Raw genomic sequence first — 15534 nt, forward strand, 5'->3', positions numbered from 1 at the left:
AGGTCGAGGAGGGCAGCAGCCAGGTCGCCGAAGCCGGCAAGACCAGGTCGAGGAGGGCAGCAGCCAGGTCGCCGAAGCCGGCAAGACCATGGACGAGATTGTCGACAGCGTTAAACGCGTGACCGACATCATGGCCGAGATCACCGCGGCCAGCCAAGAGCAGACTTCCGGCATCGAACAGATCAACCAGGCGATCACGCAGATGGATCAGGTCACGCAGCAGAATGCGGCGCTCGTTGAGCAAGCTGCGGCCGCGGCTTCGTCGCTGCAGGAGCAGGCCGGCGGGTTGTCGGACGCGGTCAGTGTCTTCAAGCTGGAGGACGGTGTTGTGCCGCAGAACCCGCAGCCCACGCCGCGCGCGGCCAATCCTGTCCGCCCGATGTCAACGCCGAAGCAACCACCCCAGGCCCGGCAGGCCATCGCGCCTCCGCTGGCGGCCGGCGCGGCCGGTGGCAGCTGGGAAACCTTTTAAGGCATCCCGGAAAGAAACCTCAAGTTTTGCCAGGACAGGCCGATAAGCAGGGGGAGGCGTGCCGTGGGCAGAGCCTTTCCTGCAAGCCATTGGCCCAACACCATTGATTTCCAAGGAGTGCGCATGCACGCGACCACAAGCCATCCGGTATCCCATGTTGAAACTTCGCCGGGCGCCACATCCGGCACCGGCCCATTGCCGCCTGAAAAAATCGCCGATCTCATCGGCATGATCGACGGCATCGCGCTGCGTACCCGCGCACTGGCCCACGCGGCGGCCGAAGCCGCCCACGCGGGCGAGCAGGGCCGGGGTTTTGCCCTGATGGCCGCCGAAGTCAAAAGCCTGGCCCAGCGCAGCGCAGCGGCGGTCCGGGAAATCAAGGGCCTGATTGGCGACTCGGTGTACAAGGCCGGCCAGGCCGAGGAAGAGCGCCGGCAGCAGTTTGAGGAACGCGCCAAGCGGTGGCAACGCTCGCTGACGGCTTGAGCCGGGTCTTGCTCCCTCTCCCTCGGGGAGAGGGCAGGGGCTGAGCGCTGCGGCTCCGGATGCGCCTGCGCGCATCTGGACAGCGCGAAGAAGCCCAGGCTCTGCCTGGGCTGCGGTCTGCAAGACAGGGCCGGCGGCGTACCAAACATTAGCCATCTCTCCAGACCCGGAGAGCCCTCACCCTAACCCTCTCCCAGAGGGAGAGGGAATGGGGATGGGGAAAAGAGCGCGCGTGCGTGGCATTTGTGTCTTGCTCCCTCTCCCCCTGGGAGAGGGTAGGGGTGAGGGCCAGCGGCATACGAAACATGAGCCACCCCTCCAGACCAGGAGAGCCCTCACCCTAACCCTCTCCCAGGGGGATAGGGAACAAGAAGGCACTTGATTGGAAATAAAGCTCAAGTTCCTCCAGGCCCAGCCGTTATCTCTCTGTATATAGACATCCATGATGCGCCACCCGCATTCCCCAGGGGAGCGCCGCCGTGAAAGACCCGATTTATGTCCAATAGCATGTTTTACACCGGGCTGAGCGGCCTCAACGCCGCCCAGGCCGCGCTGGTGACCACCGGCCACAACACCGCCAACGTCAACACGCCCGGCTACAGCCGCCAGTCCGCGCAGGTCGCGACAGCCGGTGGCGTGTACCGCGCCAGCGTCGGCTTCTTCGGCAGCGGCGCCAAGGTGGTCGACGTGACCCGCAGCTACGACGCCTACCTGGCCTCGCAGCTCAACCAGGCGCAGTCGCTGAACCAGTCGCTCACGACCTACTACACGCAGATCAGCCAGATCGACAACCTGCTGGCCAACCAGAAGGCGGGCCTGGCGCCGCAGCTGCAGTCGCTGTTCACCAACATCCAGGCGGTGGCCAACACGCCGGCCGACCCTGCCGCGCGCCAGCAGCTGATCAGCTCCGCGCAGGCCGCGGCCAACCAGTTTCGTTCCATGGACCAGTACCTGAGCGGCCTGAACAACACGACCAACGACCAGATCTCGGGCACCGTCGACCAGATCAACAGCTATGCCGAGCAGATCGCCAGCCTCAACAAACAGGTGGCCCTGCTCAGCAATGCTTCTGGCGGCCAGGCCCCCAACGACCTGCTGGACCAGCGCGACCAGCTGGTGAACCAGCTCGGCTTGCTGGTGGGCACCAAGCTGGTGGTGCAGGACGGCGGCCAGTACAACATTTCCATCGGCAACGGCCAGTCGCTGGTGCTGGGCGACAGTGCCGCCAAACTCGCGGCGGTGCGCTCGGCCGCCGACCCCAGCCGCATGGCTGTCGCCGTGGTCAACGCGGCCGGCGTGGCGGTGCAGATGCCCGACAGCATGCTCAGCGGTGGCATGCTCGGCGGGCTGATGCAGTTCCGCAGTGAAACCCTGGCCCCCGCGCAGAACGCGCTGGGCCGCATCGCGATCGCGCTGTCGGACGCCTTCAACAGCCAACACAAGCTGGGCGTCGATTTGAATGGCGTGCTCGGCACCAACTTCTTCTCGCAGGCCAGCCCCAGCGTGTTGTCGAACAGCCGCAACACCGGCAACCTGGTGCTCACGCCAACGTTCTCCAACACCAGCCAGCTCACCACCAGCGACTACCGCCTGGACGTGGGCGCCGGCCCCAGCTACACGCTGACGCGCCTGTCGGACAACCAGGTGATACCGATGACCGCCGGCTTCCCGGGCGCCGCGCCCGCCAACACCACGACCTTTGACGGCGTCACGCTGACACTGGCCAGCGGCGCCGGCACGCCCGGCGATTCGTTTTTGATCCAGCCCACGCGCACCGGCGCGCGCGACCTCACGGTGCTGGTCAGCGACCCGGCCAAAATCGCGGCGGCTTCGCCCATCGTGACCGGCAACACGGCGGCCAACCAGGGCAGCGGCAAGATCAGCGCCGGCAAGGTGGACGCGGCCTACCCCGCCACGCCGCTGGCCGCGAAGGTGACGCTCACTTACGATGCGGCCACCAACCAGCTGTCGGGCTTCCCGGCCGGCGCGTCCGTCACCGTGACGCGCGCCGACGGCACGCCCGACCCGGCCAGCCCGTATGCGCCCGGCGCCTCCGTCAGCTACACACCGGGCGCGACTTTCAGTTTTAACGGCATCAGCCTCACGATCAGCGGCGCGCCGGCCAACGGCGACAGCTTTACCGTCGACAAAAACACCGGCGGTATCTCCGACGGCAGCAACGCGCTGCTGCTGGGCGCGCTGCAGAACAAAAAAACCATGGGCGGCGGCACGGCCAGTTTTACCGACTCGTACGCGCAGCTGGTCAGCAGCGTCGGCAACAAGGCCAGGCAGATCCAGATCGCCGGCACGGCGCAGACCAGCCTGGCCACGCAGATACGCTCGGCCCAGCAGTCGGTCTCCGGCGTCAACCAGGACGAGGAAACCGCCAACCTGCTGATGTTCCAGCAGATGTACCAGGCCAATGCCAAGGTCATACAGACGGCATCGACCATGTTTGACGCGGTCCTCGGGATCAACTAAGGAGCCCATGATGCGTATCAGCACCCAGTCTTTTTATGAACAAAGCCAGAGCGCCATGGGTTCGCAACAAAGCAGCCTGCTGCGCGTGCAGCAGCAAATCGGCGCCATGACCAAAATCCTCGCGCCCTCGGACGACCCGCTGGGCGCCACACGCGCACTCGCGGTTTCGCAGTCCATCGCGCTCAATTCGCAGTACGCCACCAGCCGCAAGCAGGCCGAGCAGATGCTTTCGCTCGAAGAGAACTCCCTGCAAAGCGTGACCACCGTGCTGCAGAACGTCAAAAGCCTGCTGGTCGAGGCCGGCAACGGCACCATGACCGACGCCGACCGCGCCACCCTGGCCACCACCTTGCAAAGCGCGTTTGACCAGTTGCAGGGCCTGGCCAACACCGACGACGGCAACGGCCAGTTTTTGTTTGCCGGCTTCAAGACGGGCAGCCCACCTTTTGTGAAACAGCCCGACGGCAGCATCCTCTATGCCGGCGACCAGGGCCAGCGCCTGATGCAGGTCGACGTCTCGCGCCAGATGGCCGGCAGCGACGACGGCCGCAGCATTTTCCAGAGCGTGCAGGGCGGTGCGGGTTATGTCACCCAGGCCCAGGCCGGCAACACCGGCAGCGGCGTGTTCGGCGCGACCTCGGTGACCAACATCGCCGACCCCAACTACGGCAAAGACTTCGTCATCACCTTCACCACGCCCACCACCTACCAGGTCGACACCAACACCGTGCCGCCGGTGGCCATCGTGCCCTCCACCACCTTCACCGCCGGCAGCCCCATCCAGTTCGGCGGCCTGCAGCTGAGCATCACCGGCACGCCCGCGGCCGGCGACAGCTTCCATGCTTCCACCGCGAAGAACGCCGGCACCGACGTCTTCGCCGCCATCAGCGACGCCATCACCGCGCTGCGCTCTCCGGTCGACGGCGCCGGCCCCGCCGCGCAGTCCAAGGTGCTCAACGCCTTGAGCACCGCCAACCGCAAAATCACCAACGCCCACGACAACGTGCTCACGGTGCGCGCCTCGGTCGGCACCCGCCTGCAGGAACTAGACGCCCTGGGCGACACCGGCGACAGCCGCGCCCTCTACGACAAAAGCTACCTCTCAGACCTGCAGGACCTGGACTACGCCAGCGCGATTGCCGAGTTCTACCAACGCCAGACCGCACTGCAGGCCAGCCAGCAGACTTTTGTGCGGATTCAGCAGATTGCTTTGTTTAACTACCTGTAGGCGGGGTAGTTTCGATCAGCTGGAAATAGCCTGGGCGGCCGCGCGGAACAATCTCAGCACCAGAACGAAAAAAGCCGCGGCCACCAGACCACCGACGCCGGCTTGCATCCAGAAGTCGGTGGTCAAGCTGCAGCTTTCAAGCTGAAAGGCCTTCGCGAGTGCAGACCCCACGGGGCCGGCTTTGCAAAATTCCTCCTGCGGGTTGTGAAGCAAGGCTGCAATCGCCAGAAAAAAAGCAAACGCTTGGGATAGCTCAATGGCCATCATGTCGGCCAGTGTTGGCCTTTTGCTGCTCAGTACGGCGATGACCAGGCAGATCGCCATGCCTATCACCACGGCCAGCAAGGCCGCAACAATCATTTCGGGCGATGTGACCAAACCAGGAAAGCGTGTGAACACCAACGTCAGCTCTACTTGAGGTAGCAGGCATAAGGATGCGAACGTCACGATGCCTGGCGTTAGCAACAGCGCCAGGCCCATGAAAAACAGCGGCTTGAGTGGCCCGGTGGGGCTATCTGGAGGTTTCGCCATGATCGATTCTTTCCCTTTTTCTTGGATTCAAGCGCTAGCTTGCTCCGGTTCTGAGTTCCCGGAGCGAGTCTTTCGCACGCGAGCCTAGTGCCAGTTTGCCGCCAACACCGGCGCGAGCGCCGTTTGCTGTGAAGCCGTCAAGCTGGTCTGGCCCATGGCCGGCGGCGCGAAGGCTGCCATGGCGCTCACCAGCTTGTCCACGTCGGTGTGCTGCAACACCTTGCCGTCGCCGCTCTTGACCTGCTCGACATGGTAGGGATCGCCCAGGTACCAGTTCTGCACGATGGCTTTGTCGGCCGTGCCGATGATGCTTACTTCCAGATCGTTGCCGGTGTGGCGGAACCACAGCTGGTCGTTGGCGATGCCGGCGCCGAAGGACAGCACGTCGGTGTTGCCTGCGGTGGCGTCGTTTTCAACAATGCGGTCTTGAGCCATGCCGCGGTAGGCCACATACGTATCGCTACCGCCGCCACCGGCCAGGGTGTTGTTGCCGGCATTGCCGCCGAGCACATTGGCGAGGGCATTGCCCGTGCCGTTGATGGCGGTGCTTCCTGTCAGCGTGAGGTTTTCGACATTGGCGCCCAGCGTATAGCTGACGCTGGCCTGCACGGTATCGCTTCCTTCACCGGCCAATTCGGTCACCACGTCACCCGCGTCATCCACGAAGAAACGGTCATTGCCCAGGCCGCCCACCAATTGGTCCGCGCCCTGGCTCAGCAGGGGAACGTCGCCGGGCCAGGTTTGCGTGCCACCCGTGAGCCAGCTTTGCTGGATGGGATGGAACACAAAGGTGTCGAGGTCCAGCAGGCGCGCGTCAGTGAGGCCATTCAAGCCAATGCTGCCGTCGGCAAAATACAGGCGGGTGTCCGCATCGGACACGGTCACCATCGCGCTTTCACTCTGCCCCGCCGGCAGACCCGCAATACGGGTGAAGGTATAGGTACCCAAGTCCTGGTCAATCGTCTGGCTATAGTCCGCTAGCTTCCCGTTCAAGTAGATGCGGTCCCCTGACGCAACAAGGTTGCTGGCGTCCATCTGGCTGCCCGGAGTGACATACACCTTGACAGGATTGATACCGTTTTTGACCGTCAAGGACTGGCCTGCCGATACGCCGGGCACAATGCCGTCCGCGAGCGAAAACACAGTAGCCGGCCCACCGTTCACGGAATATTTCGCGACCGCAGCACTCGTCATATACACCACCACCGACGCACCCAATGCCGGAACGAGGCCATCAAGCACATCGTCGCCGTCACCGCCTATCAAAGTGTCCGCACCGAAGCCGCCTATCAGCACGTTATTGCCGCTGTTGCCGGTCAGTGTGTTGTCCAGAGCATTGCCGGTGCCGTTAATGGCGGCCGCGCCCGCCAGCGAAAGATTCTCGACATTGGCCGTCAGGGTGTAGTCCAGGAAGCTCGTGACGGTGTCGGTCCCTTCATTGAGATTTTCCACTACCACATCGCCCGCATCGTCCACAAAGAAACGGTCATTGCCCAGGCCGCCCACCAGCCGGTCGGCACCCTGGCTCAGGAGAGGAATGCTGGCGGGCCAGGTTTGCGCGCCGCTCGTGAGCCAGCTTTGCTGGATGGGATGAAAAACAAAGGTATCGAGGTCCAGCAGGCGTGCGTCGGTGAGGCCGTTCAGTCCTATGCTGCCGTCGGAAAAATACAAGCGTGCATCCCCATCTGACACCGACACCATGGCACTTTCGCTCTGCCCGGCCGACAGGCCTGCGATGCGGGTGAAGGTGTAGATACCCCCGTCCTGGTCAATCGTCTGGCTGTAGTCCGCCATTTTCCCGCTCAGGTAGATGCGGTCTCCGGTCGTCATAAGTGCACTGGCGTCCACCCGGCTACCGGGCGTGACATACACCTTGACGGGATTCACGCCGGTGTGGATTTTCAGCTGCTGGCCGGTTACGACCGCGGGGAGGATGCCGTCCGTGAACGCAAGAGAGCCGGTAAGCCCACCGTCCACGACATACTTAGCGCTGGTGGTGCCCATGACAAACAGTGTGATGGAGGTAGCTGCGATAAGACTGTCGAGCACATCGTCTCCTCCCCCGCCTGTCAAGGTGTCCGCGCCGAAACCACCCGTCAGCAAGTTGTTAGCGCTGTTGCCGGTGAGCGTATTGGCCAGCGCATTGCCGGTTCCGTTGATTGCCACCGCACCGGCCAGGGCGAGGTTCTCGACGTTGGCCGGCAAGGTGTAGTCCACGAAGCTGGTGACAGTGTCAAGGCCTTCGTTGAGGTTTTCGACAATCATGTCGCCCGCGTTGTTGACGGTATACCCGTCATTGCCGGCCAGGCCTTCGAGGCGATCCACGCCTGCGGTGCCGGCCAGTGTGTCGGCGCCCGCTGTGCCGAGCATGCGGTTGACCGCTGCGGTGGCTGCCGAGTTCAGGTTCTCCACAAAGCCAAAGCCATCGGTATAGCGGACAGTCACGCGTATGCTCTGGCCAGCCAGGGTGGGCGTGAGCCCGAAGCTGCTGGCGGTGGCGCCGCTGATCGCGCTCCAGTTGAGGCCGTCCACCGAGCTTTGCCATTGGTAGCTCAGCGCGCCCAGGCCATCGGCATCGGCCAGGGTGCTGGCGATGCTCAGGGTGTCGCCTTGCTGGACGGTCGTGACGGTGTTAAGAGCGACGCCGCCTCGCTGCAGGGTAACCGCGCCGGTAGGGGCGTCGTTGATGTTTGCAACTGCCGCGGTGGCTGCGCTGGTCACGCTTTCCCCAGTCCCCTTCAGGTCGGTGTAGCTGGCTTTGACGCTGATGGTCTTGCCCACCTCCGCCTGGGTAAGGATCAGGCTGGAACTGTTGGCGCCCGCAATGGCCGTACCGCCCGCAAGCCACTGATAGCTGATCGTACCGAGGCCGTCCACGTCGAGCAGTGTATTGGTCGCTGTCAAGAGCTGTTTTTGGATTGGCGTACCGCTGATCGTTACCGCCCCTGTGGGCGCATCATTGACCGAAGTGACATCGAAGGCCAGCGTGTTGGGTACTACGTCAAAGGCACCGAATTGGTCTTTGGTTGAGAACGTCAGGCTCGCGTAGTTGTAGCCGTTGGTATTGGCGGCCGGACTGAACACCAGCCTACCAGCCACCAGGTCGGCAGCACTGACGACTTGAGCCGTCGTGACATTGATGCCATTGAGTTTCAAGCTACCGGCTCCTGGCAGGCTGTCGATGCGTACCGCGCTCAGGCTGTCGCCGGGATTGGCATCGCTAAAGCCCAGGTCGATAGCGGTGATGGCATAGCTGCCATCTTCGTTGAAGGTCAGCGTTTTGTTGGCGCCGGTAGGGGCTACGTTCAATAAACCATTGAGCCAGGCGGCATCTTTCACGCTGCCATCGGAAAACTCAAATTTCTCGACCGCGTAGCTATTGATGGCCGGCGCGGCAAAGCTCACGCTATCGCCAAGTGCTGCGGACAGGGTGACTTGGCCATTGACCATGCTGGCGGTGATCTGCGCAGCGCCAATCCCAGTACCAAACACAATACGGTCATTGCCGCTGGTGTCCACAATGGAGTCCTTCCCACTACCCGGACTGAAGCGATATCGGTCGTCCCCGGCACCGCCACTCAGCGTGTCCGCACCCCCGCCACCGTCCAAGGTGTCATTGCCCTGCCCGCCATCCAGCACATTGGCCGCACCGTTGCCAATCAGAACATTGTTCAATGTGTTACCGGTGCCATTGAGGGCCGCAGCGCCGGTCATGGTCAGGTTCTCAACATTGGCGCTTAGGGTGTAGCTGATGCTGGAAAGTACCGAATCCGTACCTTCATTGGCGTTCTCCAGCACGCTATCACTCGCGCTATCGACCACGTAAAAATCATCGCCGACGCCGCCGCGCATTGTGTCTCCACCGGACCCACCGTTGATCACATTCGCCGCCGCCGTGCCCGACAAAATATCTGCGCCCGCTGTACCAAACACCAAGTCTTCAATGGCGTACTTCTGCCCATCGGAGAACTCCACGGACTCGATGCACGCCTTGCTATTGGTCTGGTTTTCCAGTGTGATTCGGTCACCGCTCGCTATGCCGTTGTTGGCGATGCTGAAAATCCAGTCGGAGCCGGTAGTCGTCAACGCCAAGTCTTCCCGGCCGATACCCGCACCAAAGCGTAAGGCGTCCTGGCCGGCATCGATTTCTACTTCTGTCGTGCTAGTCGTTTCTGTTGTCCGGCTGGCCGTGGTGTATTGCCAATAGCGGCTGGATCCCAAAACCATCGTAAGAATCTGAGAATAAGCCGCGCTCCCGACGGGCTCTGCGCCAAGAATCCTGACTGCCTGGTCAAGACTTTGCTGGTAAAGAGCGTTTCCAACTACCGGCCCCGCCAACACGGCCACCGGGTAATACTCGACCCGTGTGGTGACGGTCGTAGCCATCGTCGTAGCTGCGTCGACGATCGTGTCGTTGCCGTCGCCTCGATTGAAAACGTACACATCGTTGCCTCGTCCGCCTTTAAGCGTGTCATCGCCGGTGCCGCCATACAGCAAGTCGCCTGCTACGCTGCCAGACAAGCTGTCGCTGCCAGCCCCGCCGGCCAGAATCACCCGGCCTGTGCCGCTGGTACGCAGGTTGTCATTGCCGGCGCCGCCTACTGCTGCTTCTATGCCCGCCGCTCCCAGGTCCAGTGTCACGGCGGTGTTGCCGGCCACCACCGTCATATCGAAGCCTGACCCGCCGTTGAGGTTGGCTTGCGCATCCTGCGCGTCGATCACCAAGGTATCGTCGCCGTCGCCGCCGGATAGCGTGTCCGAACCGGCGTCCCCCGCCAGCCAATCATCGCCGGCACCGCCGGTGAGTTTGTCGTCACCCGCGCCACCTTCCAGCAGCACGGCTATCTTGCTGCCGGCCGATAGTGTGTCGCTGCCGGTGCCTCCTATGGCTGCGTCCAGGCCCTGTGCGCCTAAGTCAAGGGCAAGCGCATTGTTGCGTGCAATGCCATAAACGAGGCCACCGCTTTCCGTCATGCGTAACAGGTTGCTTTCCACGCTGGCCTTCCAGCCCTGGGTGTCATAACCGAGCCCGACGTCTGCAGCCCAGCCTCGCGTGTCGTTGGTTTTTTCGTAAGTGGCAAAGCCAGCCACGCGGTTACCGCCGCTGCTCCAGTCGGTTTGAGCCACACTGAGGCCTATGCTTTTGATACTGGCCTCGGCCAGGGTCTTGAGCTCGCCCGCGTCGCTCACGCCGTCGCCGTTCTTGTCCTGCCACACCCTCAGATCGACGAAGCGTGAATCTTGGGCATCGAGTTTCTGGTCATGGTTGGTGTCGAAGGCCGTCCTGAGGGCTTGCAAGTCAGTGTCACCGGTATCCGCCGTCCACATCGCAAAAGACAATTCCCGGGCATCCGTGATCTTGCCGTCGTGATTTTCATCAATGGCCAGGAGCGCGTCGTCGCTGCCGATCCAGCCGATGTTGCGCCGGTAACCATCACCCTTGACGTCGTACCACGCATGGCTGTCCTCCTGGGTTACCAGCTCAACACCGTCGCCGTCCATATCCAGTGCGACGGGCCACCAACTGCTCCAGCCATAGTCGTAGCTGCCGTAGTTGTAGGCGCTGTAGTCATAACTGTCATAGGTATAGCTGCTGTAGCTATAGGCGCTGGTATCGTAGGTATAGCTGCTGGCATAGTCGACCACGCTGGTGTCATAGCCCCAATCGATGTAGTCGATGCCACCGGCAGAGTTGTTCAGGTAGTTCCAGCTGGCAGAGGCATCGCTGCTGATGCCGTCCAGCACGCTCGCGCCGTTGCCAAGGTCAAACCCGCCTAGCAAGCCCAAGCCCTGGGTTTCCGGGTTGTCGAGCTGCAGGGGAATAGCGGCGCCAGTCTGGATATCGTGGTGATGGCGATAGTAGTCACCCAGCGTGCTGTCTCCCAGCGTCAGCAAGCGGGCGCCGCCCCAGGCCTCGCCTTCGCCCTGGGAGCCGCTCAGGGTGCGCAGTTCGGCTGCATCCAGTACCAGGTCATCCAGATCACCCGTCGCACCGCGCAGGCTTTGCAGCATGTTGGCCAGACTGTCATTGGTGGGAGAACCGTCCGACTCATTTAGCGTCTTGCTGCGTCCGGTTAGAGTTCCGCCGCCGTCATAGAAACTGCTGGTTTCTACGCCGCCCAGTTTCTCTGTCACCAAAACAGGATTGATTTCGGCCGTCAAACTGGCTTGATGACCGGTGAAGTCAAGCGTCACGTTGCCTTCCTCGTCGGTACTGATTTGGCGAACGGTATAGCCTGCGTCTGCGTCGGCCTTGCGCTCATAGATCGTCTTCCCACCTTCTGCATTCGAGACGGTTATGTGGTAATCATTCAAAGCGACGCTATTGTTGGTGACAAAGAATTGGGTAACTTGTCCATCGACCGTAGCGTTTAGTACACCGCTGTTGCTGCTGTAGTTGAGCTGACCTGCACTGTAGTGGGTATCGTTGCCGTCTTTGCCAATTACAAACCCGGCGCCATTAGCATCGATTTGTGCAACCATACGTCCGGTATTGAGGTCATACACCTGCCTTGATGTGCCGACATCAAAGGCTATCGTGTTGTTTTGTGCGACGGAGTAATTACCACCGCTGGCAACAGGATTGCCTTCAGCGTCTTTGAGTTGGTATGTGGTTGTGCCCGTTGAAGTTTGAGTGGTCGCAATGACGCTGTAACCAGATGAGGCACCTTCAGCGCCGAGCTGAAAGGTTTCGGTCGTAGATGCGTCAACCATTGCAGGTAGGTACGTGCTTTCCGTTTCGAATCGATTAATTAAATCTGAGATGGTCCAATTACCCCAGCGGAGGACGAATTGCTTGGAGGCAGGGTCCCACTCAAAATTCGGCCTTTCAGCTTTCTCGTCCCAAGCTGTATCAGAAGGAAATTTTGGAGGTCCCCAGTTTGCTAGCGCAATTGGCGCCTCTACTCCACCAATAACAAATTTCGGATTGACTTTCCAATCCGACTGATTGGTGGCCCACGTAGCGCCTCCATTAGGACTAGGTAGTGAATTTACATTTTGGACATCCGTAAGGTTCGGGTTTGAATATGCTGCGAGTATTAGTGATCGTGCTCCTTGAACCACTTCATACCAAGTACCTCCGGCTTCTCGAATCTTCATGCCTAACTTAATACCCAACTCGTTGTTGTGATAGTCAATTGCATGTTGTGCGGCGTTTTGAGGAGCAGTCCCAAAATCCATGAACTCATGCCCATCGAGAACTGCTCTTGCTAACGGCTGTCCAAGCCGTCTTGTTAGTTCTGCCGCCCAAAGCAGATGTCGATATGCATCTGCAGGACCATCTGTCCGTCCAGGTAGCCCTGAGTAGGACATTTCTTGGATGGACTGCTTGGCTGCGGGGGTAAGAACCGTTAGATATTTATCAAAGATTGCCATCTTCTACTCCAAAAAATTATTGGTTGGTTTAGTAGCGCACTTGAGCGCCTCTTTAGAACCGGAGAAATCAATAATTCCTCCAGTTGCGCTAGACCGCTCGATCTCCTCGTTATTCATCAATATTCGCCAAGTCGGCTTCGCTTGGGTCTGTGCAGAGATTGCGACTTCCGGATGTGCTGCATCAGAAAAGCGCAACACATAGAACGTCAACGCGTTTGGCGTTAGTGACGGCTCTTCAGTAACGCCCGACACGGGTGTGTAGAAAACAAGAATAAACTTGCCTCCTGGCTCTGTACGAATGGAGTGCAGTCGCATGCCACAGGTGCCATCTGCGCGTACAGTAAAAACATATGAATACCTGAGCGCCAGCCACATCGAGTACAACAACGCTGCAGTAGCTAGGTAAAGAAGTAAATATCCTGATTTGCGCTTCATACTCATTTGAATATCATCCTGTTGTGAAAAAAATGTTTGAAGTGTCTCGATACTTAGCGGGAAGAACACGCCAGGGCTAGCCGTCAGTGCTTGTGCTTGGTATCAGGCTTCGCGGCCCTGGGATGCGTACTCGACCCCAGGTCATTGGCAATGGCAGTCGTCCTGCGGCACCAGTACGCCGACCTGCATCTCGTGTCGCTTGATGGGACCCGGCATTCCCATCGCTGGAGGGTGGCGCTCTTCGTAGCACAGCGTGGTTTTTTCGAGCCGGTGGCCTGGCGGCACAGCGCTTGTTTGTGCTGCGGCGGGTTTGTTGTCTGGCCGGCTGGCCTGCTCGTTGGCGAGCGCCGGTAGCGCCGGTAGCGCCGGCAGCACCGGCAGTGCCACAAGAACCCGTGCCACATTGATCGCCGCGCGGATCAGGATTTTGTGCAGCTTCATCAGACGCGCTCCCCGTGGGTGCGCACTGGAGTTGGCGTGGGGCAGCCAAACAAGGTCAGGTCCAGCGGGTTCACCAATGTGCTGAGCGGTGTGTAGGACCGGTACTTTGCCGTCACGTCCCGAAGGACGCGGTCCAGGGCCTCATCAGCGCTGTTGCCGGGTAGCCAGCCATTGACCAGCAGGGTGTCGTTGCTGTTCTTGCCCAATACGGCGGAGACTGCGTAGAGCGTTTGCGCGGACTTCCTGGGCGAGCCCGGATGGCCGACGAGGCACGTGCCTAGCGGCAGGACGATGTCCGTCACTGTGGTTTGTGCAACCGCGTAGCCTGGATATTTCTCAAGCGCCAGGCGCGTGAATATGCCGGTCACTTCGTCCACGCCGGCTGCGGATTGCACGGAGTGAACCAATCTGAAAGTGAAGTCCTGCACGCCTTCGCGCAGGACGGCTGAGACCAGGTAGTGGGTTTTGGGTGCGGCTTTTGTTGGGGGTTTCTTTTTGTCGGGGCGGGCTGTCCGGCCGACACCCGGCAGGGCCAAGCCCATGCCCAGGCAGGCCGCATGTGCGAGCCAGACTCGCCTGGAGTTTGTGGCTTGTTCCCCGCTGCTTGTGTTTTTCCTCATGGCTCCCCTGTTTCTCGGAAAACTCCCGCCAGCTTTGCCGCTGGGCAGAGCCCATGACGATCAGGTGTAGGGGAGGTGTTTGCGCGGTGCCAATGGCTGTCCGCCGTGTGGGCGAGCCAAGCTTCTAGTGGCGACGCTGAACGGTATGCGAGCTCGCAGGGGAAATCCGCGCGGATTGTCCGCGCGTGGGCATTGTCTGTGGGATTTAGGCTGTTAAAGCCTGGTCCGTGCTCGCGGACACTGCCTGCCGCCCGCTAAGGCCGCAAGCCCTGCAAAACCCCCAGCGTCCCCGCAAACGCCGCCGCGAAGCGTGGCTCGAGAAAAGGCGCGAGGTATTGCATCAGCAGCTGCAGCATGGCAATGCCGGCCAGCAGGGTGATGGGGAAGCCGACGGCAAAAATGCTGAACTGCGGTGACACACGGTTCAGGATGCCCATGGCGAGGTTGAGGGTCAGCAGGGTGGCGATCAAAGGCAGGGCCAGCATGAGGCCGCCGGCCATGATCTCGCCGCCGGCGTTGGCCAGCAGGAACCAGCCGCCGGCCGCCAGGGGCGCGTCGGAGATCGGCAAGGCCTGGAAGCTTTCGGCCAGCACCATGACCAGCATCAAATGGCCGTCGACCGCCAGAAAAATCAGCATGGCCATGACGTTGAGCAGGCGCGCGACGACCATGGTGTTGCCGCCGCTGGTGGGGTCGAAGAAGGACGCGAAAGACAAACCCATTTGCAGGCCGGCGTATTCACCGGCGGCCTGCACGGCCGCAAAGACGATGCGCATGGAAAAGCCCATGGCCGCGCCTATCAGGATTTGCTGGACCAGGATCCAGAAGCCGGCCGCGGAAACGATGGGCACGGCCGGCATGGCGCCCAGCGTGGGCGCGACGACGATGGCCAGCAGCGCGGCCAGGGCGACCTTGGCGCGGCGCGGTACGGCGTGTTCGCTGAACAGGGGCGCAGTGCTGACCAGGGCCAGCATGCGCACAAAAGGCCATAAAAAAAACACCAGCCAGAGATTGAGCTGGCCCGAGGTGGCCGAAAAAACCGGCTGCATGGGTTTCTTTGCTTGCCTGGCCTCAGCCCACCAGCTGCGGGATGGAGGAGAACAGGTTGCGCATGTAGTCCAGCACGATGCCCAGCATCCAGGGCCCGGCGATCACCAGGGTGGCGAAGACGGCGAGCAGCTTGGGGATAAAGGACAGCGTCATTTCATTGATCTGCGTGGCGGCCTGGAACAGGCTGATCAGCAGGCCGGTGACCAGGGCCACCAGCAGCAGCGGCGCGCCCAGCAGCAGGGAGAGCTTCATGGCCTCATAGCCCAGCGCCATGACGGATTCGGGGGTCATGTGGTTTCTTTGCGTGAAGCCCCAACCCGTTCGGGCTGAGCTTGGCCTGTCCTGAGCCTGTCGAAGGGTCGAAGCCCTTCGACAGGCTCAGGGCGAACGGTGGTGGGCACAGGCTCAAGGCG

At 61.3% G+C, this 15534-nt stretch carries 11 protein-coding genes and 1 pseudogene; 4 read left to right on the forward strand and 8 right to left on the reverse strand.

The annotated features are described in order from the left end of the window. The 4 genes from AC1DXS_RS17385 to flgL form a co-directional block, all read left to right on the forward strand. Nucleotides 1-472, forward strand: a 472-nt coding sequence (locus AC1DXS_RS17385) for a methyl-accepting chemotaxis protein (protein WP_477738725.1), incomplete at its 5' end; no start/stop codon positions are given. A gap of 123 nt (nucleotides 473-595) precedes the next feature. Continuing rightward, complete coding sequence (locus AC1DXS_RS17390; protein WP_477738726.1) at nucleotides 596-958, forward strand: methyl-accepting chemotaxis protein; 363 nt, start codon at nucleotides 596-598, stop codon at nucleotides 956-958. 495 nt (nucleotides 959-1453) lie between these two features. Continuing rightward, on the forward strand, nucleotides 1454-3439 hold the full coding sequence (gene flgK, locus AC1DXS_RS17395; protein ID WP_477738727.1) for a flagellar hook-associated protein FlgK: 1986 nt from the start codon (nucleotides 1454-1456) through the stop codon (nucleotides 3437-3439). A gap of 10 nt (nucleotides 3440-3449) precedes the next feature. Next, a complete protein-coding gene (gene flgL / locus AC1DXS_RS17400) occupies nucleotides 3450-4667 on the forward strand; it encodes a flagellar hook-associated protein FlgL (protein WP_477738728.1) in 1218 nt (405 codons plus the stop codon). 15 nt (nucleotides 4668-4682) lie between these two features. Here flgL and AC1DXS_RS17405 read toward each other — a convergent pair whose 3' ends face one another. From AC1DXS_RS17405 to fliQ, 8 genes and pseudogenes are all read right to left on the reverse strand, one after another. Continuing rightward, nucleotides 4683-5198: a hypothetical protein gene (locus AC1DXS_RS17405; protein ID WP_477738729.1), complete on the reverse strand. Its 516-nt coding sequence runs from the start codon at nucleotides 5196-5198 to the stop codon at nucleotides 4683-4685. An 84-nt stretch (nucleotides 5199-5282) separates the two neighbouring features. Then, on the reverse strand, nucleotides 5283-11912 hold the full coding sequence (locus AC1DXS_RS17410; protein ID WP_477738784.1) for a calcium-binding protein: 6630 nt from the start codon (nucleotides 11910-11912) through the stop codon (nucleotides 5283-5285). A 384-nt stretch (nucleotides 11913-12296) separates the two neighbouring features. Next, nucleotides 12297-12575: pseudogene (locus tag AC1DXS_RS17415) on the reverse strand (DUF6973 domain-containing protein); the annotation flags it as partial. Between the two features lie 3 nt (nucleotides 12576-12578). Continuing rightward, the gene (locus AC1DXS_RS17420; RefSeq protein ID WP_477738730.1) at nucleotides 12579-13079 is read right to left on the reverse strand and encodes a hypothetical protein; all 501 of its coding nucleotides are present in this window, start codon (nucleotides 13077-13079) and stop codon (nucleotides 12579-12581) included. 72 nt (nucleotides 13080-13151) lie between these two features. Then, complete coding sequence (locus AC1DXS_RS17425; protein WP_477738731.1) at nucleotides 13152-13451, reverse strand: hypothetical protein; 300 nt, start codon at nucleotides 13449-13451, stop codon at nucleotides 13152-13154. Then, nucleotides 13451-14071, reverse strand: coding sequence for a hypothetical protein (locus AC1DXS_RS17430; RefSeq protein ID WP_477738732.1), 621 nt, complete (start codon nucleotides 14069-14071; stop codon nucleotides 13451-13453). Before AC1DXS_RS17430 ends, AC1DXS_RS17425 begins: the two co-directional genes overlap by 1 nt. Before the next feature lie 254 nt (nucleotides 14072-14325). Beyond that, the gene (gene fliR / locus AC1DXS_RS17435) at nucleotides 14326-15120 is read right to left on the reverse strand and encodes a flagellar biosynthetic protein FliR (protein ID WP_477738733.1); all 795 of its coding nucleotides are present in this window, start codon (nucleotides 15118-15120) and stop codon (nucleotides 14326-14328) included. 22 nt (nucleotides 15121-15142) lie between these two features. Then, entirely contained in the window at nucleotides 15143-15412 is a 270-nt protein-coding gene (gene fliQ / locus AC1DXS_RS17440) for a flagellar biosynthesis protein FliQ (RefSeq protein ID WP_477738734.1), read from the reverse strand. Between the last annotated feature and the right edge of the window lie 122 nt (nucleotides 15413-15534).

The sequence above is a fragment of the Polaromonas sp. P3_B1 genome (assembly GCF_056402935.1).

What these genes read in the sequence shown, in the direction of transcription:
- AC1DXS_RS17390 (WP_477738726.1), top strand. Translation starts at nt 596, where the DNA reads ATGCACGCGACCACAAGCCATCCGGTATCCCATGTTGAAACTTCGCCG.
- AC1DXS_RS17405 (WP_477738729.1), bottom strand. Translation starts at nt 5,198, where the DNA reads ATGGCGAAACCTCCAGATAGCCCCACCGGGCCACTCAAGCCGCTGTTT.
- fliR (WP_477738733.1), bottom strand. Translation starts at nt 15,120, where the DNA reads ATGCAGCCGGTTTTTTCGGCCACCTCGGGCCAGCTCAATCTCTGGCTG.
- AC1DXS_RS17410 (WP_477738784.1), bottom strand. Translation starts at nt 11,912, where the DNA reads ATGGTTGACGCATCTACGACCGAAACCTTTCAGCTCGGCGCTGAAGGT.
- AC1DXS_RS17425 (WP_477738731.1), bottom strand. Translation starts at nt 13,451, where the DNA reads ATGAAGCTGCACAAAATCCTGATCCGCGCGGCGATCAATGTGGCACGG.
- flgK (WP_477738727.1), top strand. Translation starts at nt 1,454, where the DNA reads ATGTCCAATAGCATGTTTTACACCGGGCTGAGCGGCCTCAACGCCGCC.
- AC1DXS_RS17430 (WP_477738732.1), bottom strand. Translation starts at nt 14,071, where the DNA reads ATGAGGAAAAACACAAGCAGCGGGGAACAAGCCACAAACTCCAGGCGA.
- fliQ (WP_477738734.1), bottom strand. Translation starts at nt 15,412, where the DNA reads ATGACCCCCGAATCCGTCATGGCGCTGGGCTATGAGGCCATGAAGCTC.
- flgL (WP_477738728.1), top strand. Translation starts at nt 3,450, where the DNA reads ATGCGTATCAGCACCCAGTCTTTTTATGAACAAAGCCAGAGCGCCATG.